The following is a 22,899-nucleotide window of genomic DNA, read 5'->3' on the forward strand; positions in this document are numbered from 1 at the left end:
GGTCATGGAATTTAATGAAAACCAAACACAAGCAGCTGTAATAGCTGAGCAGCCGGCTCCGGTTGCCACTCCAGAACTGATCAATGGTTCTCATGCAGTCATCCGGTCACTGATCGCTGAAGGCGTTGGAACAATTTTTGGCTATCCGGGTGGAGCAATTATGCCCGTTTATGATGCGATTTACGATTATCAGGATCAGGTCAATCACATTCTGGTACGTCATGAACAGGGCGCTGCCCATGCCGCTGAAGGCTTTGCACGTATCACAGGGGAAGTGGGTGTATGCTTGGTTACCTCCGGGCCAGGCGCGACTAATCTGGTAACTGGCATAGCAGATGCGATCATCGACTCAACGCCCATGGTATGCATAGTTGGCCAGGTTGCTTCGCACCTGCTTGGTACAGATGCTTTTCAGGAAACGGATGTCATGGGTATTACCATTCCCATTACGAAATGGAATTATCAGATTACCAATGCAGACGAAATTCCTGAAATAATTGCTAAGGCCTTTTATATAGCCAAGTCGGGTCGCCCGGGTCCTGTATTGATTGATATTACCAAGGATGCACAGCAAAAATTGATGACCAAACCTTTTGCTCACAAAAAGTGTGAAAAGTTGGTAAGTTATCATCCACGTATATCCCCGAAGGAGGATCAGGTGGAAGCAGCAGCGAAACTGATCAATGCGGCTAAGCGCCCATTTCTGTTTTTTGGACACGGCGTTCAGATCGCTCATGCTGAGCAGGAGTTGCTACAGTTCCTGGAAAAAACAGATGTCCCTGCCGCATCCACACTTTTAGGACTTTCTTCGGTCTCGGTGGATCATCCCAATTACGTAGGTTGGCTCGGAATGCACGGGAACTACGGAACCAATGTACTTACCAACCAATGTGATTTGATTATTGCGGTTGGAATGCGTTTTGATGATCGGGTTACGGGCGATTTGAGCCGATATGCCAAGCAGGCGAAGGTGGTTCACATTGAAATTGATCCGGCGGAAATCGATAAAATCGTAAAAGCGGAAGCGCCTGTGGTTGGTGACGCGAAGATTGCCTTACAGATGTTGCTGCCACTGGTTTCTGAAAATAACCACGAATTATGGAGGGGCGAGTTCAAAAAGTACGACAAGATCGAAGACGAGAAGATCACGCATCCTGAGCTGGCTCCGTCGACAGAGAAAATAAAAATGGCGGAAGTGATCCGCACCTTGTCCAACAAAACAAAAGGAGAGGCGATTATTGTGGCTGATGTGGGCCAGCATCAGATGATGACGGCGAGGTATTATGAGTTCAAGAAGCCAAGTTCTTTTATTACTTCCGGTGGATTGGGTACAATGGGTTATGCATTGCCGGCAGCTTTTGGTGCTAAGGTAGGTGCGCCTGACCGTGAAGTGGTGGCAGTTATTGGTGATGGCTGCTTCCAGATGACCATTCAGGAACTGGGAACCATTGCACAAAGTGGCTTACCTGTAAAAATCATTATTCTGAATAATAATTTCCTGGGAATGGTGCGGCAATGGCAGCAACTTTTCCACGCGAAGCGCTATTCGTTTGTTGAATTACAAAATCCGGATTTCATTACAATCGCAAAAGGTTTTGGGATCAACGGGCATACCTGCTCAGAACGTGCTAACCTGAACGACTCACTGGATACCATGCTGGCTTCGGATAAGCCTTATTTGCTGGAGGTACTCGTTGAAAAGGAGGAAAATGTATTTCCAATGGTGCCCACCGGCGCTTGCGTTGCAGATATCAGACTAGAATAAGGAGGTGAAAACAAGTGCTTCCGAACTGCCGGTGGCGCATGTGAATTGCCATTTAAACCTGGAAATTATTAGAAATTATGACAGCATACACCATTTGCGTTTTTACTGAAAATACGATTGGGATATTAAATAAAATCACAACAATCCTGACGCGCCGGCGGATTAATATTGAAAGTTTAACTGTATCGGAAACGGAGCGTAAAGGAATTTCGCGCTTCACGATTGTGATCCGTCACGAATCCCGGGAAGCGGTTGAAAAGCTGGTGAGACAGATCAGAAAGGTGATCGAAGTACTCGCCGTGTTTGGTTATCTGAATGAAGATATTGCCTTTAACGAAATCGCTTTGTTCAAAATATCAACCCCGATAGATGCGAAACCTATTGATATAGAGACCATTAATAAAGTACACAAAGCATGGGTGGTTTACTGGCATCTGACGTATGTGATTATTCAAAAGACAGGTAGTGAAGAAGAGATTTTTGCCTTTTTTGATTACATCAAACCACACGGGATTCTTGAATTTGTAAGGTCGGGCAGGGTGGCCGTCAGCAAATCGCCGAATACACTGGTGGATTACCTTCCTGAGGCCGAGTGGGAGTATTACCAATAGAGGTTAATGAAAGTTATTAACTTCGCGCAAAATTTCAATTGGACCTTATCACGTTCTAATGGCTTACAGTATCAAAAATTGGTTGGCTGGTATTTTGATTTTATTACCTGTCATTCTGTTTTTCGTAACGGTAAATTACCTGGTAGTAAATGTTCCTTTTCAGGATGATTTCGACGGTCTGCTGGAACCGACCGTTGCGCTGTCAAAAGGGAACCATTCCGTTGGTGAGGTCTGGAAAATACTATCTACCCAGGACGATGAGCGAAGGATCGTGATGAACCGCGTTGTCGCATACTCGGTTTATTCCTTGTTTGGTGATCTGGATCTTAGAAAGCACATTTTTGCAGGAACATCAACGCTCCTGATATTTTTGGCGTTTTTATTTCAGTGGTTCAGAAAACAGAATTTGTCCCTTTTCTATTTGGTGCCAATTCCCTTTGTTCTTTTTAATATTCAGTTTTTTGATGCGGTTTTTTGGGCCAATATTCCAGTGCAGCAAATTGGTGTTTTCGTCTGGGCGTTCGCATCGCTTTACTTTTTGAATAGTCCGAAGCGTTATCACTTGGGCGTCAGTATTATTTTCGCCATCCTGTCCCTGTACTCCGATGTGACTGGTTTTCTATTGCTACCGGCAGGCGTGATTCTGCTTGGGTTGCAAAAAAAATGGAAGCAGGCAGCAATTTGGTCAGGTGTATTTGGAATCGCCGTGGCCTATTATTTTTACGGATTAGAAGTTCCTGCATACCGGCCATCATTTGCCAGTAATCTTGTGCATCCGGTAAACCTTGTGGGTATGTATGTGGCCATGCATGGGCTATGGCTTGATCCCGGTTCTGGTGTGAATTTTAATGTGCGTATTGCCATTGCCCTGATCACAGGCTTTATTCTGATCATCTGGGTTTTTCGTGCTTTCGTGCTCACGGCAGTGAAAGTATGGACGAATAAGAAAGCGCTTTCGCAAAGCGAGTCGTTCGTTTGGGGTGGAATATTATTTCTTTCCGCCACATTTCTCATATTTGTGCTTGGCCGGGCTTCGGAAGGGTTTGGAGCCATCTTTATTACTCGTTATCATCTTCTATATCTTTTTTGGGCCGTTTTTTGCTACATGCTTTTTTTAAGCGGCGGAACAGTTGGCATACTGAACAACAACTATTTCAAGCCTGCGGTAATTATAGCGTCGGTAATTTACTGCTTCTCGGCGTACCTGGTTTATTGGGGTGACATGGATTATTTTAGAAAAGTGTTACTTACCGACGCCTACGAGTGGAAGCACAATCGTGCCATTCCGTCAACACCCATTTATCAGACCCCAAGGATCAAAAAAGTGGTGGACGATATCTATGAGGGGGCTTACAACAGTGGCGTTTACATTGGCCCTGATTATCAGTTTGAAGATTTATTTAATGCAGAAGTCCGGGGAAAAACGGAGGTGAAGATTTCAAGCGATCCTGGTTCTCTGGTGGTGAACATTCCCGGCTTGCAGCGATCGAAGGGGAAAGATGATGGTATTTATGTCATCCTTAAGTCTGATAAGGAAACGCATATTTTCCCTACCAGGCACGGACGGCGCGCTGCACACCGGATGCTGCTGAGCGGACAATATTATTATCCTGGTGCCACGTCTGAAATCATTTCGAAGGCTTATCTCAAATCCCCGTCGTTAAGTGTAGAGATTGGGGTGAAAGAGGGAGCAGAAAGTTATCGTTTACTTACCAATCAGCAAGTAAACCTCTGATAATGTGATTTTAAGTAGAATAAGTTTTAATTTCGTATTTCAATTTCATAACTAATATTTTAAACAAAAATGGCAAAGTTAAATTTCGGTGGTGTTGAAGAAGAAGTAGTAACCCGTGAAGAATTTCCTCTTGAAAAAGCACGTGAAGTACTTTCTAACGAAACCATCGCTGTTATAGGTTACGGCGTACAAGGTCCGGGCCAAAGTCTGAACATGCGTGACAATGGTTTCAACGTAATCGTTGGTCAGCGTAAAGGTGGAAAATCGTGGGATAAGGCCGTTGCTGACGGGTGGGTTCCTGGTGAAACACTATTTGAACTGGAAGAAGCATTGGCAAAAGGAACTATCATTTGCTATCTTCTTTCCGATGCAGCACAAATTGAGCTTTGGCCTACTGTTAAAGCTAATCTTACCCCAGGAAAATCGCTTTATTTCTCACACGGATTTGGTGTCACTTATAAGGATCAAACAGGTATAGTTCCTCCTGCTGACGTCGATGTATATCTTGTAGCGCCAAAGGGATCAGGAACTTCGCTTCGTCGCTTGTTCGTAGAAGGAAAAGGGTTGAACTCTTCTTTCGCTGTGTTCCAGGATGCAACGGGCAAGGCACGTGAAAAATGTATTGCAATGGGTATCGGTGTAGGTTCAGGTTATTTGTTCGAAACGGATTTCTACCGTGAAGTAACATCTGACCTTACAGGTGAGCGTGGAACTTTGATGGGTGCTATTCAGGGTATATTTGCTGCTCAATATGAAGTACTTCGTTCAAACGGACACTCTCCATCAGAAGCTTTCAATGAAACAGTTGAAGAATTAACGCAATCGTTGATGCCGCTTGTTGCTGAAAACGGCATGGACTGGATGTATGCCAACTGCTCTACAACAGCACAACGTGGTGCTTTGGACTGGTGGAAACCTTTCCGTGACGCTACCAAGCCTGTTTTCGAACAACTTTACAACTCTGTAAAATCAGGGGAACAAGCTACCATTTCTATCACCCGTAACTCACAGCCTGACTACCGTGTGAAACTGGAAGTCGAACTGGCTGAGCTTCGCGATTCAGAAATGTGGAGAGCTGGTAAAACTGTACGTAGCCTGCGTCCTGAGAATAACTAGTTTTAAAAACTATCTCGATATACATGTACCCCTGAGCTTTTGGTTTAGGGGTACTTTTGTTATAAAACCAAAGGTTTAGCCTACCACTGAATATGGAAATTGTTGACGATCCTGACATAGAAATATTATGTTCGGTTCAAAAAATTGGCAACACAGAAGAAATGCTCAAAAGGCATATATCGGCCAGGTCAGAAGATCTTATTCTAAATCAATGTCAAACCTTAAAACAGATCTTTGTAAACAATTAGCTTGTTTGTTGTCAGAAGCAGTTGGAGCCAGGGTTGAGATTGCAGTCTGATTCAAAAATCATATATTTGATAAGTAAAAAAGACACAGGAATATGAAGGAGATTGTTTTTTTGATCAATGAAGCCGAAGAAGGCGGGTTTACAGCAAGAGCTTTGGGAGAGTCTATTTTTACAGATGCTGAAACTATGGATGAACTGAAAAAGAATATTCAGGAAGCCATTGAATGTCATTTTGATAATCCCTTAGACAAACCAAAGGTTGCTCATCTTCATTTCGTTAAAGACGAAATTTTGGCGATTGTATGATGGTTCCAAGCGATCTCTCAGGAAGAGATCTTCTCAAACTCTGCTATAAACATTTCGGATATGAAAAAACCAGACAGGTAGGTAGTCACATTCGTGCTACAACTACCATTAACGGTCAGCATCACATTACCATTCCTGATCACAAGCCAATAAAAACAAGTACTTTACGAGGCATCGTCAAAGATATTGCGGAACATTTTGGGAAAGATCCTAAGTACATTTCGGAAGTACTCTTTGGATGATTAATGTCCCTTTCAATTATAATTTGATGACCACTCCACTTCACTCCGCTCCCACTCTCGACAATATTTTCCTCGCCGCCGAACGGCTTCGTGGAATCATAAATCATACTCCGTTACTTTACAACGCACACTTGTCCGAACAGTACGAGGCCAATATTTACCTGAAAAGGGAAGATTTGCAGACCGTCCGTTCTTATAAAATCCGAGGTGCCTATAACAAAATGGCCAGTATCGGCGCCGAGGCTCTGGCCGGTGGAGTTGTGTGTGCAAGCGCCGGAAATCATGCGCAGGGCGTTGCTTATGCATGTCGGAAAATGCAGGTAAAAGGTGCGATTTTCATGCCCACGACCACTCCGGCTCAAAAAGTAAAACAAGTAAGGCTTTTTGGGAAAGAATGGGTGGATGTGCTTCTGGTAGGAGACACTTACGACGATGCCTACCACGCTTCGGTAGTGTATCAAAAAGCCAACAATGCCACTTTCGTTCATCCTTTTGATGATCTTCAGGTCATTGAAGGACAGGGTACCGTTGGTTTGGAAATCTTTAAAGACGCCGATTTCAAAATCGATTACATGCTCATGGCCATTGGCGGAGGTGGATTGGCTTCAGGAATTTCGACGGTTTTCAAACAGCTTGGATATTCCGGAGCAAAGAGAGCCACTTATTCCGGACAACTTGAGCCAGTAATTCCGGGAACTTGAGCCACTTTATCGGAAGGTTTTTACAGCTATTCCGGCAACTTGCGCCAATCGGGACTACTGACATTCCGGCATAATTGAGCCACTTGTGATTGCTCTTCAAAGTTATTCCGGGAAAGTGAGCCAGTTGTATTTTGGTATTGAAGTAATTATAACCACCATCTTTTGTGAAAAACAAAAGCAACGGATGGCAAACAAAGTTACTTCAATGCAGACACTGCGCATGATCATACAGTTGCTGGATCGGAATCTTTCCGAACGTAAAATATCCAGGCAACTTAATCTTTCCCGTAACACGGTTAAATATTATCGTGAACGCTTACTTCAGAGCACGCACAGCTTCAAGGAACTTCAAGCCCTTAACGATGCAGGCTTGTCTGCCATTCTATATTCTGGTACACCCTCGGTGCAGGATGAAGACCAGCGGAAGGAAGATTTTCGCCAGCAAGTACCTTATTTTCTTTCAGAGCTTAAACGTACCGGTGTCACGCGCCAACTTCTCTGGGAGGAATATTTTGACAAACATCCTGCGGGATACCGTTATTCCCAATTTTGCTATCAACTTAACGAACTCGGTAAAGTTCTACAGCCAAGTTTCCATGCGACTTACAAGGCGGGTGAGGTTGTCATGGTGGACTTTGCGGGCAGCATGATGCACTATTTCGACAAGTCCACCGGTGAACAAATAAGTTGCCCGGTACTGGTTTGTGTGCTTCCTTTCAGCAATTTAACTTATGTTGAAGCGCTGCCTAATGCCAGGCTTCCTTATTTGTTGGCTGCTTTGAATAACTGCCTTCGGTATTTTAAAGGCGCCCCATTGTCTCTGAAGACCGACAACATGAAACAGGTGGTCCAAAAGGTCAATCGCTACGAACCGACCTTTACAGATCTTATGCAGCAATGGGCGTTGCATAACAACATGGATTTGGTTGCCGCAAGGCCATATAGACCTAAAGATAAAGCGCCGGCAGAAGGTCACGTAAAAATTGCCTATCAGCGCATTTACGCTCCCTTACGGGATCGTATTTTCTGTAATATCGAGGAAGTTAACGCCGCTATACGAGATCAACTCGAGCTACATAATGACAAGAACTTCAAGGGAAAAAATTACAGCCGCCGCCAGCAGTTCAACGAACAGGAACAGCATTTACTTCAGCCGCTGGCAGACAATCCGTTTACCTTAAAGCACAGCACTTCTGCCAAAGTCCAGAAAAATTATCATGTCACCCTGGGAGAAGATTGGCACCATTACAGCGTGCCTTACCACTATATAGGCAAGCAGGTAAACATTATTTATGATACCCAGACGGTAGAGATCTTTCTTGATCATCAGCGTATTGCTGTTCATAAACGCTTCTATAATCAGCATGGTTATACTACGCTCAAAGAGCACATGCCAGAGAACCATCGTAGCTATTCACAGCAAAGGGGATGGGACAGTGATTACTTCCTGCGGTTAGCATCACAGATAGGACCATGCACACAGGGTTACATGGAAGGTGTTCTAAAAGGGCGGCAATTTACCGAACAAACATTTAATTCATGCCGTGGTATCCTGCGGCTTGGCAGCAGCTATGGTAATGACCGCCTCGAGTCAGCATGTCAAAGAGCACTACCCTCCGGTTCTTTTAGTTATAAAACACTAACGAAGATCCTGGCTAATAATCTTGACAAAGCTCCCCATTTTATGCAGACAACCTTATTCCAGACACCTGACCATGAAAACATTAGGGGAGCCGGAGCGTATGAATAAAACGCCCTTACGAATCAATTGCCTCACTTAAACAAAAATAACAATGAATACAAACAAGACCTGGGAAGAGTTAAGAGAACTAAAATTGCAAGGAATGGCGAGCCGGTATTCCGCCATTCTTGAACAGCCGTTACACCAGCAGCCTGAAGCGCATACAATGGTTGCCATGCTTACAGAGGCAGAATCAGAACAGCGAGTCCAGCAGCGCACCCAGATGTATCTAAAGCTTGCCAAACTGCGGTACAGCGCACATGTTGAACAGGTGAATTGCAAGCCTGAACGAGGACTTACGTCCGAGCAGTTAATCCGTTTAAGCGATTGCAGCTTTATCGAGAAGTCAGAAAACGTACTGATCACAGGCGCCACGGGATGTGGAAAATCCTATCTCGCCTGTGCACTCGGCAGGCAAGCCTGCGTAAAAGGCCATAAAGTACTTTATTACCCCATAAACAGGTTTATAGAGCAGCTTGCGTTGGCCAGGCTGGATGGAAGTTACTTAAAATGGCTCAATCAAATTGCACGAGTCAAACTCCTGATTCTCGATGACTTCGGCTTACAGCCGCTTAGCCACGACATCAAAATGGCCCTATTGCAAATACTCGAGGATCGATACGCTTCCGGATCAACAATTATAACCGCACAGATGCCCGTAGGAAACTGGCATGATTACATAAATGACCCAAGCCTGGCTGATGCGATATGTGACAGACTGACAGCAAACGCGCACAGAATAAATCTCGAAGGAGCTTCTTTGAGAAAGATAAAAAACAGCTAAATTTACAACACTTCAATTCCAAAAAAGAACTGGCTCACTTTCCCGGAACGCTGGCTCACTTTCGCCGGAATTTCCAAACAGCTCTCTCCTAAAACAAAATTGATTGGTGTGGAACCTGCGGGTTCACCCACCATGCAAGCCTCTATCGAAGCGGGTACCGTAGTTACTTTAGAGCATATCGACAAATTTGTAGATGGAGCGGCCGTTCGTCGTGCCGGAGATATTACTTTCGAAATATGCAGTAAAAGTCTGGATGATATTATTCTTATCCCCGAAGGGAAAGTTTGCTCTACCATTCTGCAGCTTTACAACGAAGAAGCCATCGTTGCCGAACCAGCCGGGGCGTTAACCGTCGCCGCTTTGGATTTTGTAAAAGATGAAATCAAAGGAAAAAACGTTGTCGCACTCATTAGCGGCGGCAATAATGACATTACCAGAACAGAGGAAATAAAGGAACGCTCGTTACTCTACGAAGGGCTTAAACATTATTTCATCATCCGTTTCCCACAACGCTCCGGCGCATTTCGCGAGTTTTTGAATGTACTTGGACCGAACGATGACATTGCAAGATTTGAATACGTCAAGAAAAACAACAAAGAACAAGGTCCGGCCCTTGTAGGAATTGAACTGAAATACCGCGAAGACTTTAAACATCTGATCTCTCGCATGGAGGAGCACAAGGTTGTTTACGAATATTTGAACGACCAGCAGGATTTGTTTCAGTTTCTGGTGTGACGCTTACCACCAGACGTCTTATTACTTTAAGATTCAAAATACTTATCTTAGTATTTTAATAGGCTTTTTACCCAAACGAGACAACTATGGTTCAGAACAAGCAACAGGTGTTTGAACTAATACAGAATCACAAGTCGGCGATTCAGCGACTTGGTGCAGAAAGATTAGGTCTTTTTGGCTCATTTGTCAGGGAGGAGCAGAAGGAAGCTAGTGATGTGGATTTTGTTGTGGAATTCGGTTCAGGCAAAAAAACGTTCAGAAACTTTATGAACCTTGCCGATTATCTTGAAACCTTATTGAATCGTAAAGTTGAACTTGTTACTTGGGAATCTCTTGCTTCCTTCGTTCAGAGAAACGTTAAAGAAGAAATTGAATATGTCTCCCTCACTGATTGAGTTTCTTCAACATATTGAAAATGAGTTAATTTTCATTGAGACACATACTTCATCAATTGAATATGATGACTTTATGAACAATGAGTTATTGCCGAAAGCAACTGTTCGGAGTTTTGAAATAATAGGTGAAGCCTGCAAAAAAATCCCCAATGAAATTCGATATAAATACCCTTTGTTTGATTGGCGGGGGTTTTCAGGTTTGAGAGATCGTCTGATTCATCATTACTGGGGTATAGACTATGAATTGTTATGGAACGCAATTCAGGAGGAAGTTCCATTCAATCGAATCTGGATAAGTTTGATAATTGAAAGAGAAAAGTAATTTCTTCCACCTCCGTTGCTACGCGTCCCCTCCGATATCAGCTCTTCCGAATTTGAATCTTTAAAGATTCAGGACATGACCTTTGTTGCCTATCGCAATGAGGTGTATCCGTCCAAATACGACGTTTTTTTCGAGGAACACGCCGTAATTGTCGTTTTGGAAGGAGAAAAAAAATTTACCAGCCCAACGCAGGAGGTGCATGTTGTGAAAGGTGATATTCTATTTGTTCAGAGGGGTTTTTATCTGATGTCGGAATCCATCAACGAATCCTACAAAAGCCTTGTTTTCTTTTTTGATGAAAAACTTTTGAAGGAATTCGTCGGTCTTCACCCTGAACTTTTTAATGCCGAAGAACCAACTGCAATTCTGGAAAACCCTATTCTGCTTCTCAAATCGGATGATAACTTTGAGAAATTCATACAATCTGTTTTCCCCTATTTTAAGTCAAGAACAGCCTTAAAGAATCATTTTCTTCGTCTAAAATTTCAGGAATTACTGCTTCATTTGCTTGAACTGGACGCTTCACAACAACTTCGGGCTATTCTGTACACTCTTTACAAAGGAGAAAAAGTAGATCTGTCATTCCTGATGAACAGCTACTACCTGAAGCCGTTAACACTGACCGAACTTGCCCGGTTATCCGGACGAAGCCTTTCGGGCTTTAAGCGAGATTTTCAGGAAGAATTCGACACCTCACCTGCATTCTGGCTCAAAAACAAAAGACTCGATTATGCTGATTTTCAGTTGAGAAACAGCACAAAAAACGTTTCTGAAATCAGCACAGAGATTGGTTATGAGAGTGTTTCTCATTTTATTAAAACGTATAAGGAGAAATTTGGGGTTACACCGAAGAGGCATGGGTGATGAGAAAATTTACTCGATCAGCATTTGTTGCAGCGCATCCTTCAACTGCGAGACTTCATTTTTGGATAGTTTTCCAATTCTAGATCCAATACGCACCTTATCAATAACCCGTATTTGATCCGTGGCAATGGATCCATTCTTACCGGACACGACACAGTCAATTCTCCACGGATAATTTTTGATGGTTGATGTGATGGGTACCACTATTACAGTCCGTACAAATTCATTCATTTCGTTTGGACTTGTTACCACGCAGGGCCTTGTTTTGGCAATTTCACTTCCCTGGGTAGGATCCAAGGAGATCCAATGTACGTCATATTGCTGGATCACCTTTACCATGTCCATTCTTCCTTGTCAAAATCATTAGGAATATCATGCATCAGAAGTGCATCATCACCTTCTGAACTCATGTGTTTTGCCGCTTCTGCCCATCCCTGTCGTGGTTCGGGCTTGATCACGATAGCTCCGTTGTCCACTTCAATCCGTAAGGTTGATTTCGCGGATAATTTGAGCTGACGTAGTAATGTCGCTGGCAGAATGATCCCCTGGCTATTACCAATATTGATGATGTTTGCTTTCATGATGTTATAACATAATGAGTGTTTCGTTGCAAATATGCAATTAAATATTATAACATTTACGTTGAGCTCAAAGTTTGGGAATGGTAACAAGCGAGATTATGATACGGCGGGCGATTTTGAGTACAAACCAGCACCAAAAACGTTTCAGAAATCAGTACAGTGATTGGTTATGAGCGTGTTTCTCATTTTATTTGGTCCTATATGGAGAAATTTGGCGTGATGCCGGAGCGGCATGGGTTAAGGATTTTTGAGTATCTTTATCTTGATTTCAAATTCTTATATTTGTAAAAGTCCGGTCTTGGCACTTACCAATTATTCAATATGGAAAGCATTATAGTACATCCTTCAAAATCACAGGAGAAAGCTGTTATAGCTTTTCTGGAAGCGCTTAAAGTTCCTTTTGAGAAACAAGAGGAACATCTCCCTCTGCATGTTTTGGAAGGGATAAAAAAGGGGCAAGAGGATTTCAAAGCTGGCCGCACAGTGACTTTGGATGAGTTTAAAAAGAGGAGAGCGCTTGGAAAAAATATATGAGGTAGTTTTCTCAGATACCGCCATTGACACTTTTGAGGCAATCTTTGATCAAATCAGTACCCGATGGAGTGAGAGAATAGCTAAAAAATTTGAGACCAAGGTTTTCAGAACTTTGTACATATTAAGTAAGAAACCTCTAATTTTCAAAGGGATTGACGACCATTCTAATGTAAGAAAGGGACTGATTGATAAAAATTGTTCAGTTTTCTATGAGGTTTCTCCATCCCAAATACAAATTCTATTCTTCTGGGATAACCGACAAGAACCGTTGTTCAAATAGATTGTGGTAACCCTGCAAAAAAGGCTGAAAATGAAAGCAATCAGATTTTATCCAGATACTCAGGAAAAAGCAGGAGCTTTGAATGCGTTTGCTAAGGCTTTGAAAATTCCTTTCAAGACAGAGGAAAGAACTTATGATCCCAATTCGTTTGGCAAAAAACAAAAGACTCAAATACACTGATTTTCGATTAAGACACCAGCAACGTTTCTTAAATCAGAAAATAGGTTGATTATGAGAGTGTTGTAATTTTATCAAGACGTATAAGTAGAAGTTTGGTGTGAGGCATATGAGGCATGGGTGATTCGTTCGCTAGTCATTTAAAAAAAAGTTGTAAACTTTACAACAGATAGTCATTTGAAGAAAAACTGGTTCTTATCTGAATATGTCAAAGTGGATATCAAAAAGGTGCAAGGATATATAAAAGGTGGAAGATTGACCAGCTTGAAACAATTTAAAAACAATCTTTTATACTGTATTTGTTGTCTAAACAATGAAATGTACATTATGTAAGCAAGAAAAAGATGGACGAGGTTTTAAGGGGTCACACATTATCCCAGAATTCTTGACAAGAAGTATGTTTAATATAGGCAACAATAATAAAAGAACTGATAGCCAACTAATTATATCCACTGCATCATTAGATGACGTGGCAGATCCTTTCATCCGAGGTCTCAGCGAAGAACAGATCCCGAAACGATTTTTCAAGGACCTAGATCTTGGGGAGAATTATAATTCTGTTCATCCAGAAACAGTTGATTATATTTTTTGTAATTCTTGCGAAAAAGACCTTTTTGGGAATCTGGAAGATTATTTTAGCAGCGAAGTCTATCGGAAAATAATTGAGACTAAGGCTATCAGGAAAAACCAAAATAGCAGAGATTTCTATGAATTTCAAAATTTAGATTTATTGAAAATCGAACGATTTATCGCTTCAATCATTTGGCGTTGCTCAGTCACAAGGCATTTTGATTTTGAGTTAAATCATGAGGATGAGGAGAAACTTCGGCTTTTTCTTTTAGGAACTTCATGTAAATTCCCCTTTTCGTATAGATTACTCGTATGCGATTCGCTGGGCTTTGATAGAGACAATTTAGAATTTATAAATTTTATTAGCCTTCAAACTCCATGTTTGTTTGCCATAAATAATATTCTGATACAGTTATTTTTTGAACTAGATCAGACCACCAAAAAGTCTGATTTACTGCTAGGTACAGATCAGACTTTTGAAAGTCCAGATTTTTTAAACCATTCGTTGCGAAGCAACACAATTCTTAAAATTGCTATCCTAAATGACTTAGAATGGCAATTATTTAGGAAGCAGTCGTTTGATATTTACGTGAGTCAGACAGACAATAGCATCTCCTCATTTTTCGTAGAAATGTATTTAGAAAAATTTGGTAAGCAAATTATTGAGAGGGAAATGCATTTTTATAAGGCAGTCTGCCAAAGGATATGCTATTTAAAAAACATGTTATCACCTGATTATAAGACAATAGAACAAGCAGGACTCTTATCAACCTCATTTCTTAGCAACCATCAGACTGTCGCACCGGCGGAGATGCAGACTTACATCTTGAATTTGGAAATAAAGGACGTACAATAAAAAAATCCCCCCCCCCCAATACCAATTCCCGCCCAAACCCCGCCCTCAAACCAAAATCACTACTTTTTGAACGTTTACCGTTATACTAATTTGTATTATTATATGGTAATTTGTAGCCTCATTTCTCCATTGCGGAAACCCTATGTAAAACTGGGCATTTCTAAAAATTGAGAAATGAACATCATGGCGAAATTATATATTGTAACTTATGAGTAATCAAGCAAGTACGTTGTTCGACAAAGTGTGGGATGCACACGTTGTCCGCAAAATTGAAGATGGCCCCGATGTGTTTTTCATCGACCGTCATTTTATCCACGAAGTAACCAGCCCGGTTGCTTTTCTTGGACTTGAAAGCCGAAATATCGGTGTTATTTATCCAGACCGTACTTTCGCAACGGCCGACCACAACACACCGACAATCAACCAACATCTTCCGGTACAAGATCCACTTTCGGCAAAGCAACTGGATGCTTTGGAATCGAATTCTGCCAAATACGGAATCTCTCACTGGGGATTGGGTAACGCAAGAAACGGTATTGTGCACGTGGTAGGGCCAGAAAACGGTATTACACTTCCTGGTATGACCATCGTTTGTGGTGATTCGCATACCTCTACCCACGGTGCTTTTGGTGCCATTGCTTTTGGTATTGGTACTTCGGAGGTAGAGATGGTGCTTTCCTCGCAATGCATCATGCAGCCAAAGCCAAAGAAAATGCGCGTGAACGTCAATGGTGTTTTGGGAAAAGCAGTTACACCCAAAGATGTGACCCTGTATATCATTTCAAAACTGACTACGGCCGGCGCAACGGGTTATTTCGTTGAGTATGCGGGTGACGTGTTCCGCAATATGAGCATGGAAGGCCGTATGACGGTTTGTAACATGAGCATCGAAATGGGTGCACGTGGCGGTATGATCGCCCCTGACCAGACTACTTTCGATTACATTGAAGGCCGTGACCAGGCGCCGAAGGGTGAAAAATGGGACAAAGCACTCGCTTACTGGAAAACGCTCAAAACCGATGATGATGCCGTTTTCGATAAAGAATATACTTTCGATGCGGCGGATATTGAGCCCATGATCACCTACGGAACCAATCCGGGTATGGGGCAGGGAATTTCGCTGAATATTCCTACTGCTGAGCAGGTGGAAGGAGGCAAAGCTACCTACGACAAGTCTCTGAACTACATGGGTTTCCATGAAAACGAATCCATGTTGGGCAAGAAAATTGATTACGTTTTCATAGGCAGCTGCACCAATGGACGAATCGAAGATTTCCGCGCATTTGCCTCGATTGTGAAAGGCCGCAAAAAAGCAGATAACGTAACGGCTTGGGTCGTTCCCGGTTCTCACATCGTTGAAGCGCAGATCAGAGAAGAAGGGATTTATGACATTCTTACAGAAGCAGGTTTCGAACTTCGCCAGCCAGGCTGCTCAGCATGTCTTGCCATGAACGACGACAAAATCCCGGCAGGAAAATATGCTGTCAGTACCTCAAACCGTAACTTCGAAGGAAGACAAGGCCCGGGCGCGCGTACCCTACTGGCAAGTCCTCTGGTAGCAGCCGCAGCAGCGGTAACAGGAGTGGTAACTGATCCGAGAGATCTTCTCTAAATTTCATTTGGATCCTGCCAGGAAATTGAATATCTCATGCTGTTAGCAAGAGATTTAGATTGTCGGGATGGTCAAAGTTATCAACCTCTTTTCGTCGAAATAGTGTCCATCAAAATGCAATTATATCACCTTATTAAAAAATTAAACGCCGGAAGTTAAGATTGTCCAGATCGGCAGAAAAGCCGATAGCTGACAGCCGACAGCCGAAAGCTCAATATACATGGCTTACGATAAATTCACAATATTAAAAAGCACGGCAGTTCCTTTGCCGATTGAAAACGTTGATACGGATCAGATCATCCCTGCCCGTTTTCTTAAAGCGACCAAACGCGAAGGATTTGGCGACAACCTTTTCAGAGACTGGCGCTATAACGGTGACGACACGCCTAAGCAGGATTTCGTGTTGAACAACCCGATTTACTCTGGTAAGATCCTGGTCGGTGGTCGTAACTTCGGTAGCGGTTCCAGCCGGGAGCACGCTGCCTGGGCTATCTATGATTACGGATTTCGTTGTGTGATTTCCAGCTTTTTTGCCGATATATTCAAAGGGAACTCCCTCAATATCGGAATTCTACCCGTTCAGGTGAGCGAAGAATTTCTGGATAAAATATTCCAGGCTATAGAAACGCACCCAAATACGGAGCTGGAAGTGAATCTTCCCGAGCAGACCGTTACGCTGCTTGCCACAGGAGAGAAAGAATCGTTTGATATCAATGGTTATAAAAAGCATAATATGATCAATGGCTTTGACGATATCGACTATCTGCAGGCGATGAAAAGTGAGATAAAGGAATTTGAAGCAGCGAGAATCTATTAGAAGACTATCGGCTTTCAGCTTTAGGCCTTCCGGTCGATTAAGCCGACAGCCGATAGTCGACAGCACCCTATGAACAGACGCTACATTGAAATAATGGATACGACGCTCCGCGATGGTGAACAAACCAGCGGGGTGTCGTTTTCTGCATTGGAAAAATTGACCATTGCCCAGCTCCTTTTGCAAGAGGTGAAGGTAGACCGTATTGAAGTTGCCTCCGCACGTGTGTCGGAAGGAGAATTTCAGGCGGTGAAAAAAATTACGGAATGGGCAAAGGCAAACGGATTTCTGGACAAAATCGAAGTGCTCACCTTTGTGGATGGAGATGCTTCCATAAACTGGATGCTTGAAGCGGGTGCAAGGGTAATGAATCTGCTCACGAAGGGCTCGCTCAACCATTTGACGCACCAGCTCAAAAAGCAACCTGCCGAACATTTCGAGGACATCAGAAAAGTCATTGAACTGGCGCAAGTTTCAGGGATAGATTGCAATGTGTATCTCGAAGATTGGAGCAACGGAATGCGGAGTTCCAAAGAATATGTTTTCCAGGCGCTGGATTTCCTTTGCACGATGCCTGTTAAACGGATTTTGCTGCCCGATACGCTTGGAATTTTGACTCCGGCCGAGTCTTATGCATTTGTGAAATCCATTGTGGAGCGTTATCCAAACTGCCGTTTTGAATTTCATGCGCACAACGATTACGACCTGAGCGTAGCCAACGTGATGGAGGCTTTGAGAGCTGGCGCACACGGGCTACACCTTACCGTCAATGGTATGGGAGAAAGAACCGGGAATGCTCCTTTGGCAAGCACAATAGCGGTGATAAACGACTTTATGCCGGAATACGAAACCTCCGTGAATGAAAAGTCGCTGTATTCGGTCAGCAAACTGGTTGAGACATTCTCCGGGATACGCATTCCTTCCAATAAACCCATTGTAGGTGAGAGTGTATTTACGCAAACGGCTGGTATTCATGCAGATGGAGACAAGAAAAACAATCTTTATTTCAGTAAGTTAATGCCCGAACGATTCGGGCGGCTTCGTTCCTATGCGCTGGGTAAAACATCCGGAAAGGCCAACATCGAGAACAATCTTCGCGATCTGGGCATAACGCTTGCCGATGCCGACCTGAAAAAAGTAACACAGCGGATCATCGAACTGGGCGACCGGAAAGAGGTTGTTACACCGGATGACCTTCCCTACATCATTTCGGATGTGCTGGACAGCAACGCCATTGAAGAAAAGGTAGTTATTGTAAACTATGTACTTACACATTCCAAAAATCTGAAACCTTCGGCCACATTACAAATACGGTTTGGTGACGAAATTTTTGAAGAAAGTGCACAAGGCGACGGTCAGTATGATGCCTTTATGAATGCTTTGAAAAAAATCTATTGCAAAAAGGGAATAAGCCTGCCAATGCTGACAGATTATGCCGTACGCATTCCGCCGGGCGGAAAAACCGATGCCCTTTGTGAAACGATCATTACCTGGGAAATTAATGGCAAGGATGTAAAAACGAGGGGTCTGGACTCCGATCAAACTGTTTCGGCGATCATGGCTACGCAGAAGATGCTGAATCTGATAAGTACAGCAGAAGAGTCCAAAGCATCTATGTTGCCACTGATTGAAGCTGAATAAGGTACATTTGCATACATCGAGGAGATCAAAAGCATGGAAAAGCAACAAATTTATCAAAATCTCAAAAGCCATCTCTTGAAAAATAACATTACAAGAGCGGCTGTGTTTGGGTCTTTTGCCCGTAACGAGGAAACGGACAAAAGTGACATTGATGTGCTTATCGAAGTTAAAAATATGACCCTGTTTGATATACTACGTCTTGAAGACGAACTTCAGAAAATTTGCCAGCGAAAAATAGATCTGGTAGAATACAAGGCTGTAAAGTCGTCTATTAAAAGGTATGTTTTTTCAGATCTTGTAGAATTGATATGATCCGCGACGATGATGTTTATATTTTGGACATTATTGTTTCGATCGAAATCATAATCGGATACACAGAAGGGAAGTCTGAATTGGATTTCGAGACAAATATCATGTTGCAAGATGCAGTTTATCGCCGATTGGAGATTATCGGTGAAGCATCTACAAAGGTATCCGATACATTCAAGGATCAGCATCCCGAAATTGAATGGAGATTGATGAAATTGATGCGAAATAAACTGATCCACGAATATTTCGGAATCTCCTCAAGTACTGTTTATGCCACGGTAACAGAAGACCTCCCGGCTTTGCTTTTTAAGTTAAAATCAATATAATTCATTGAATACCAATCAAATTTATTAATGAAGAAGCATATTCTAATTGTTCCCGGTGATGGTATCGGACAGGAAGTTACAGAAGTAGGTAAAAGTGTTTTAGTGAAAATTGCCGAAAAATTCGGTCACGAATTCCTTTATGATGAGGCCTTGATGGGCCATGTGGCTATCGAGGCGACGGGTAACCCGCTTCCTGACGAAACACTGGCTAAAATGAGAGCCTCTGATGCAATACTTTTTGGAGCGGTAGGTCACCCTAAATATGACAATGACCCTACTGCAAAGGTACGACCCGAACAGGGTTTGCTTAAGATGCGTAAGGAACTGGGATTATACGCTAATCTGCGCCCCATCAAATTGTTTGACGAGCTTCTGGGCGCATCGTCTATTAAACCAGAGATCCTGAAAGGATCAGATATACTATTCTTCCGCGAGCTGACCGGCGACATCTATTTCGGAGAAAAGGGCCGCAAGAACGACAATAACACGGCCTATGATATTGCTGAATATAGCCGTTATGAAGTGGAGCGAATAGGTCGTAAGGCATTTGAAGCAGCCAGGACAAGAAGTAAGAGGTTATGTTCGGTGGATAAGGCCAATGTTCTGGAAACGAGCCGCTTGTGGCGCGAGGTAATCCAGGCCATCGCCCCGGAATACCCCGACATCACCGTAGAGCATCAATTCGTTGATTCTGCTGCTATGATGCTGATCAAAGACCCGCGCCGTTTTGATGTGGTGGTAACCGCCAATTTGTTTGGAGACATATTAACGGACGAGGCGAGCCAGATTGCCGGTTCTATGGGTATGCTGGCATCAGCGTCCGTAGGAGACAGCACAGGCGTATACGAGCCTATCCATGGATCTGCGCACGATATCACCGGAAAAGGGATTGCCAATCCTTTGGCCTCTGTATTATCAGCAGCACTTCTGCTTGATATTTCTTTTGGCCTGAAGGAGGAGTCCGATGCAATTATTGCAGCAGTTGACAAATTGTTAAAAGATGGTTTCAGAACCAAGGATATTGCCGATGCTTCTACACCTGCAGACAAACTTTTGAATACGCAGGCAGCAGGTATTGAGCTTTTAAAGCGGATCTAAATTTTAGAATGTTTTGCCAAAGAATATTTGTTGCAACTAAAACTTTTGTTTTCTTTGCAGAACAAAATTAAAGTCAGCGAATTTTCGCCATTGAGCTAATGATAAAACAAAACAGTTCCAATTTGAATCGTCTGCTTCTGGCCGCACCCTGAGGTAGAGAGAGGTATTGTCTGTTGCGTCAAAAACCCTTTCTCTCACCCGGAAAGGGTTTTATATTGTTTGAAAATTATTAAATTCGTAATTCCATTATAAATCAATTTACCCACAAATGAGTAATCGAGTTCAAATTTTCGACACAACTTTACGAGACGGCGAGCAGGTGCCAGGCAGCCAATTGACTACGGAGGAAAAGATTGTCGTAGCCAAACAACTCGAAAAGCTTGGGGTAGATGTGATCGAGGCTGGGTTTCCGGTATCGAGCCCAGGAGATTTTCGCTCGGTAGTTGAAATTTCGAAGGCAGTAAGGGAGCCGATTATTTGTGCATTATCACGTGCGGTTGTGGGTGATATCGATGCGGCTGCCGATGCTTTGCAATACGCGCAAAGGGGGAGAATTCATACAGGAATCGGTTCGTCGGACATCCATATTCAACACAAATTCAATACCACCCGTGAGAAGATTATAGAAAGAGCAATCTCCGCTACCAAATACGCACGAAGCAAGGTAGAGGATGTTGAATTCTATTGTGAAGATGCGGGACGAGCAGATTTGGTTTTTCTGGCCCAGCTTGTAGAAGCGGTTATTGGAGCGGGTGCAACGGTGGTTAACATCCCGGACACCACAGGATATTGCCTTCCTGATGAGTATGGTGCCAAGATCAAATACATTTTTGAGAATGTTAAAAATGTTCACAAGGCGACCATTTCCATTCATTGCCATAACGATCTGGGACTGGCCACGGCCAATTCAATAGCTGGGATCAGCCAGGGAGCACGTCAGGTGGAAGTGACCATCAATGGTATTGGCGAACGTGCCGGAAATACATCGCTAGAGGAAGTGGTGATGGCATTAAAAGTGCACAAGGAACTGGGCCTGGAAACAGGTGTGAATACGGAATTCATCTACCCAACGAGTCAGCTCGTATCAAAAATGATGCGTATGCCTGTTCAGGCAAACAAGGCGATCGTAGGCCGGAATGCATTTGCTCATTCATCTGGTATACATCAGGATGGCTTTCTTAAGCACACGTTGAATTACGAGATCATGAACCCGCAGGATGTAGGTGTGGACAAGTCAGATATCGTGTTAACGGCCCGCAGCGGAAGACATGCCCTGAAGCATCGTCTGGAGTTGTTGGGATTTAGTTTTGATAAATCGGCCCTGGACGAATTGTACACCAGGTTCCTCGAAGTCGCAGATTTAAAGAAAGAAGTGAACGATGCCGATCTGGTGGATTTGGCCAGAACTGCTATTCCTGTATAGATGGATATTAGAATACTATTAGAAGTTGTCTAATGGCCTGACAATGAATTTGATGTTTTGAAGATTTTTTTGTAAAATTACATATTCAATAACATCCATCAGATTACAAAAAGCCCTCGGTGAATCTGACCAAGGGCTTTTTTCTTGTTAAAGAATAATCGTGCGGTTGTTGTGAATAAAAACCCGGTCGTTGAATACCAGTTTCAACGCCTTCGATAAAACGGCCTTTTCCGTGTCTTTCCCTAAAGTGGACATGTCAGCAGCCGTCTGCCGGTGATCCACTGATTTCACATCCTGCGCGATAATTGGCCCCTCGTCCAGATCATTATTAACAAAATGAGCAGTGGCTCCAATGATCTTTACACCCCGCTCATAGGCCTGTTTGTATGGGTTTGCACCAATAAACGCTGGTAAAAATGAGTGATGAATATTTACAATCCTATTGCTGTAATGACCGACAAAATCGGGTGTGATAATCCGCATGTACTTGGCTAAAACCAGATACTCCGGGCGATATATATCTAATGTTCGGAGAATTGATTCTTCATGTTCTTCACGCGTTTTATTTTCGTGAGAGATAAAATGGAATGGAATTCCAAACTTGCCTACCAGAGGTTGTAACGTGTTATAATTGCTCACCACGGCTTGTATCGTGGCGTCCAGTTCATCAAAAGCGTACCTGATCAGGAGCTCTCCCAGGCAGTGGTGCTCTTTGGTTACAAAGAGAACGATGTCTTTTTTCTTCTTTGGGTTAATCCTGAGGTGTATGCCCACGGGTAACTCTTCCTGAAGCACTTTCAATAATTCAACCCCGTCTGTTTCACCGTCAAATTCCGTGCGCATAAAAAAATATCCGGAAGGGCTAACATATTCATCGTTTCGGATGATGTTCTGATTGTGTTCAAAAAGGATACGGGTTACCTTGTAAATAAGTCCTTTGTGATCAGGACCATCCATGAGTAATATATGTCGTTGAATCATTTGCGGTTAAAAGAACATCCAGAAAGAGATTGATTTGCGAAATAACAGAAATTTGTTGGATTTTGGATAGAACAGGTAATCAGATCACCTTTTGACAAAATCGCTGCTTAAAGAGGTAAGAGACTTTAATTAT

At 43.0% G+C, this 22,899-nt stretch carries 26 protein-coding genes and 2 pseudogenes; 25 read left to right on the plus strand and 3 right to left on the minus strand.

Annotation, left to right across the window (positions count from 1 at the left end; translation table 11 throughout):
- Positions 1-4 precede the first annotated feature (4 nt).
- The 13 genes and pseudogenes from ilvB to DYADSP32_RS20165 all read left to right on the plus strand — a co-directional run bounded on the left by ilvB (position 5) and on the right by DYADSP32_RS20165 (position 11,564).
- The gene (gene ilvB / locus DYADSP32_RS20105) at positions 5-1,765 is read left to right on the plus strand and encodes a biosynthetic-type acetolactate synthase large subunit (RefSeq protein ID WP_149241081.1); all 1,761 of its coding nucleotides are present in this window, start codon (positions 5-7) and stop codon (positions 1,763-1,765) included.
- Between the two features lie 77 nt (positions 1,766-1,842).
- Positions 1,843-2,376, plus strand: a complete 534-nt coding sequence (gene ilvN, locus DYADSP32_RS20110; RefSeq protein WP_149241080.1) for an acetolactate synthase small subunit — start codon at positions 1,843-1,845, stop codon at positions 2,374-2,376.
- A gap of 58 nt (positions 2,377-2,434) precedes the next feature.
- Complete coding sequence (locus DYADSP32_RS20115) at positions 2,435-4,111, plus strand: hypothetical protein (protein WP_149241079.1); 1,677 nt, start codon at positions 2,435-2,437, stop codon at positions 4,109-4,111.
- Positions 4,112-4,180: 69 nt separating this feature from the next.
- On the plus strand, positions 4,181-5,227 hold the full coding sequence (gene ilvC / locus DYADSP32_RS20120; protein WP_149241078.1) for a ketol-acid reductoisomerase: 1,047 nt from the start codon (positions 4,181-4,183) through the stop codon (positions 5,225-5,227).
- Positions 5,228-5,567: 340 nt separating this feature from the next.
- Positions 5,568-5,780 carry a 2-oxoisovalerate dehydrogenase gene (locus tag DYADSP32_RS20125; protein WP_149241077.1) on the plus strand — a complete coding sequence of 71 codons (213 nt, stop codon included), beginning with the start codon at positions 5,568-5,570 and terminating at the stop codon, positions 5,778-5,780.
- On the plus strand, positions 5,777-6,022 hold the full coding sequence (locus tag DYADSP32_RS20130) for a type II toxin-antitoxin system HicA family toxin (RefSeq protein ID WP_149241076.1): 246 nt from the start codon (positions 5,777-5,779) through the stop codon (positions 6,020-6,022). The genes DYADSP32_RS20125 and DYADSP32_RS20130 overlap by 4 nt, the downstream gene beginning before the upstream one ends.
- Positions 6,023-6,048: 26 nt before the next feature.
- Positions 6,049-6,657: pseudogene (locus tag DYADSP32_RS20135) on the plus strand (pyridoxal-phosphate dependent enzyme); the annotation flags it as partial.
- A 151-nt stretch (positions 6,658-6,808) separates the two neighbouring features.
- Positions 6,809-8,473, plus strand: coding sequence for an IS21 family transposase (gene istA, locus DYADSP32_RS20140; RefSeq protein ID WP_149239828.1), 1,665 nt, complete (start codon positions 6,809-6,811; stop codon positions 8,471-8,473).
- Between the two features lie 43 nt (positions 8,474-8,516).
- The gene (gene istB, locus DYADSP32_RS20145; protein ID WP_149239829.1) at positions 8,517-9,248 is read left to right on the plus strand and encodes an IS21-like element helper ATPase IstB; all 732 of its coding nucleotides are present in this window, start codon (positions 8,517-8,519) and stop codon (positions 9,246-9,248) included.
- Positions 9,249-9,317: 69 nt separating this feature from the next.
- Positions 9,318-9,983: pseudogene (locus DYADSP32_RS20150) on the plus strand (pyridoxal-phosphate dependent enzyme); the annotation flags it as partial.
- 86 nt (positions 9,984-10,069) lie between these two features.
- Positions 10,070-10,378 carry a nucleotidyltransferase family protein gene (locus DYADSP32_RS20155; RefSeq protein WP_149241075.1) on the plus strand — a complete coding sequence of 103 codons (309 nt, stop codon included), beginning with the start codon at positions 10,070-10,072 and terminating at the stop codon, positions 10,376-10,378.
- The gene (locus DYADSP32_RS20160; protein ID WP_149241074.1) at positions 10,359-10,700 is read left to right on the plus strand and encodes a HepT-like ribonuclease domain-containing protein; all 342 of its coding nucleotides are present in this window, start codon (positions 10,359-10,361) and stop codon (positions 10,698-10,700) included. Before DYADSP32_RS20155 ends, DYADSP32_RS20160 begins: the two co-directional genes overlap by 20 nt.
- A 15-nt stretch (positions 10,701-10,715) precedes the next feature.
- Positions 10,716-11,564 carry a helix-turn-helix domain-containing protein gene (locus DYADSP32_RS20165; protein WP_149241073.1) on the plus strand — a complete coding sequence of 283 codons (849 nt, stop codon included), beginning with the start codon at positions 10,716-10,718 and terminating at the stop codon, positions 11,562-11,564.
- Positions 11,565-11,573: 9 nt separating this feature from the next.
- Here the strand turns inward: DYADSP32_RS20165 and DYADSP32_RS20170 are convergent, their stop codons facing one another.
- A complete protein-coding gene (locus tag DYADSP32_RS20170; RefSeq protein ID WP_414617919.1) occupies positions 11,574-11,903 on the minus strand; it encodes a type II toxin-antitoxin system PemK/MazF family toxin in 330 nt (109 codons plus the stop codon).
- On the minus strand, positions 11,897-12,145 hold the full coding sequence (locus DYADSP32_RS20175; protein ID WP_149241072.1) for an AbrB/MazE/SpoVT family DNA-binding domain-containing protein: 249 nt from the start codon (positions 12,143-12,145) through the stop codon (positions 11,897-11,899). Before DYADSP32_RS20175 ends, DYADSP32_RS20170 begins: the two co-directional genes overlap by 7 nt.
- A gap of 321 nt (positions 12,146-12,466) precedes the next feature.
- On the opposite strand from DYADSP32_RS20175, the gene DYADSP32_RS20180 reads away from it, so the two are divergent.
- The 12 genes from DYADSP32_RS20180 to DYADSP32_RS20235 all read left to right on the plus strand — a co-directional run bounded on the left by DYADSP32_RS20180 (position 12,467) and on the right by DYADSP32_RS20235 (position 21,785).
- A complete protein-coding gene (locus DYADSP32_RS20180) occupies positions 12,467-12,679 on the plus strand; it encodes a DUF2683 family protein (protein WP_149241071.1) in 213 nt (70 codons plus the stop codon).
- Positions 12,639-12,959, plus strand: a complete 321-nt coding sequence (locus DYADSP32_RS20185; RefSeq protein WP_149241070.1) for a type II toxin-antitoxin system RelE/ParE family toxin — start codon at positions 12,639-12,641, stop codon at positions 12,957-12,959. Before DYADSP32_RS20180 ends, DYADSP32_RS20185 begins: the two co-directional genes overlap by 41 nt.
- A gap of 30 nt (positions 12,960-12,989) precedes the next feature.
- Positions 12,990-13,139 (plus strand): DUF2683 family protein, encoded by a 150-nt coding sequence (locus DYADSP32_RS20190; RefSeq protein ID WP_414617920.1) that lies wholly within the window; start codon positions 12,990-12,992, stop codon positions 13,137-13,139.
- A 310-nt stretch (positions 13,140-13,449) separates the two neighbouring features.
- On the plus strand, positions 13,450-14,562 hold the full coding sequence (locus DYADSP32_RS20195) for a hypothetical protein (protein ID WP_149241069.1): 1,113 nt from the start codon (positions 13,450-13,452) through the stop codon (positions 14,560-14,562).
- A gap of 208 nt (positions 14,563-14,770) precedes the next feature.
- The gene (gene leuC, locus DYADSP32_RS20200; RefSeq protein WP_149241068.1) at positions 14,771-16,174 is read left to right on the plus strand and encodes a 3-isopropylmalate dehydratase large subunit; all 1,404 of its coding nucleotides are present in this window, start codon (positions 14,771-14,773) and stop codon (positions 16,172-16,174) included.
- Complete coding sequence (locus DYADSP32_RS20205) at positions 16,175-16,333, plus strand: four helix bundle protein (RefSeq protein WP_414618178.1); 159 nt, start codon at positions 16,175-16,177, stop codon at positions 16,331-16,333.
- Positions 16,334-16,394: 61 nt separating this feature from the next.
- The gene (gene leuD / locus DYADSP32_RS20210) at positions 16,395-16,991 is read left to right on the plus strand and encodes a 3-isopropylmalate dehydratase small subunit (protein WP_149241067.1); all 597 of its coding nucleotides are present in this window, start codon (positions 16,395-16,397) and stop codon (positions 16,989-16,991) included.
- Between the two features lie 69 nt (positions 16,992-17,060).
- On the plus strand, positions 17,061-18,629 hold the full coding sequence (locus DYADSP32_RS20215) for an alpha-isopropylmalate synthase regulatory domain-containing protein (protein ID WP_149241066.1): 1,569 nt from the start codon (positions 17,061-17,063) through the stop codon (positions 18,627-18,629).
- Between the two features lie 33 nt (positions 18,630-18,662).
- On the plus strand, positions 18,663-18,941 hold the full coding sequence (locus tag DYADSP32_RS20220) for a nucleotidyltransferase domain-containing protein (RefSeq protein ID WP_149241065.1): 279 nt from the start codon (positions 18,663-18,665) through the stop codon (positions 18,939-18,941).
- Positions 18,938-19,264 carry a HepT-like ribonuclease domain-containing protein gene (locus DYADSP32_RS20225; protein ID WP_149241064.1) on the plus strand — a complete coding sequence of 109 codons (327 nt, stop codon included), beginning with the start codon at positions 18,938-18,940 and terminating at the stop codon, positions 19,262-19,264. Before DYADSP32_RS20220 ends, DYADSP32_RS20225 begins: the two co-directional genes overlap by 4 nt.
- A gap of 27 nt (positions 19,265-19,291) precedes the next feature.
- Positions 19,292-20,362 (plus strand): 3-isopropylmalate dehydrogenase, encoded by a 1,071-nt coding sequence (leuB, locus tag DYADSP32_RS20230; protein ID WP_149241063.1) that lies wholly within the window; start codon positions 19,292-19,294, stop codon positions 20,360-20,362.
- Positions 20,363-20,630: 268 nt separating this feature from the next.
- Complete coding sequence (locus tag DYADSP32_RS20235; RefSeq protein ID WP_149241062.1) at positions 20,631-21,785, plus strand: 2-isopropylmalate synthase; 1,155 nt, start codon at positions 20,631-20,633, stop codon at positions 21,783-21,785.
- Positions 21,786-21,932: 147 nt separating this feature from the next.
- Here the strand turns inward: DYADSP32_RS20235 and purU are convergent, their stop codons facing one another.
- The gene (gene purU, locus DYADSP32_RS20240) at positions 21,933-22,766 is read right to left on the minus strand and encodes a formyltetrahydrofolate deformylase (RefSeq protein ID WP_149241061.1); all 834 of its coding nucleotides are present in this window, start codon (positions 22,764-22,766) and stop codon (positions 21,933-21,935) included.
- Between the last annotated feature and the right edge of the window lie 133 nt (positions 22,767-22,899).

Origin of the sequence: Dyadobacter sp. 32 (assembly GCF_902506755.1) — a bacterium.
GTDB lineage: Bacteria > Bacteroidota > Bacteroidia > Cytophagales > Spirosomataceae > Dyadobacter.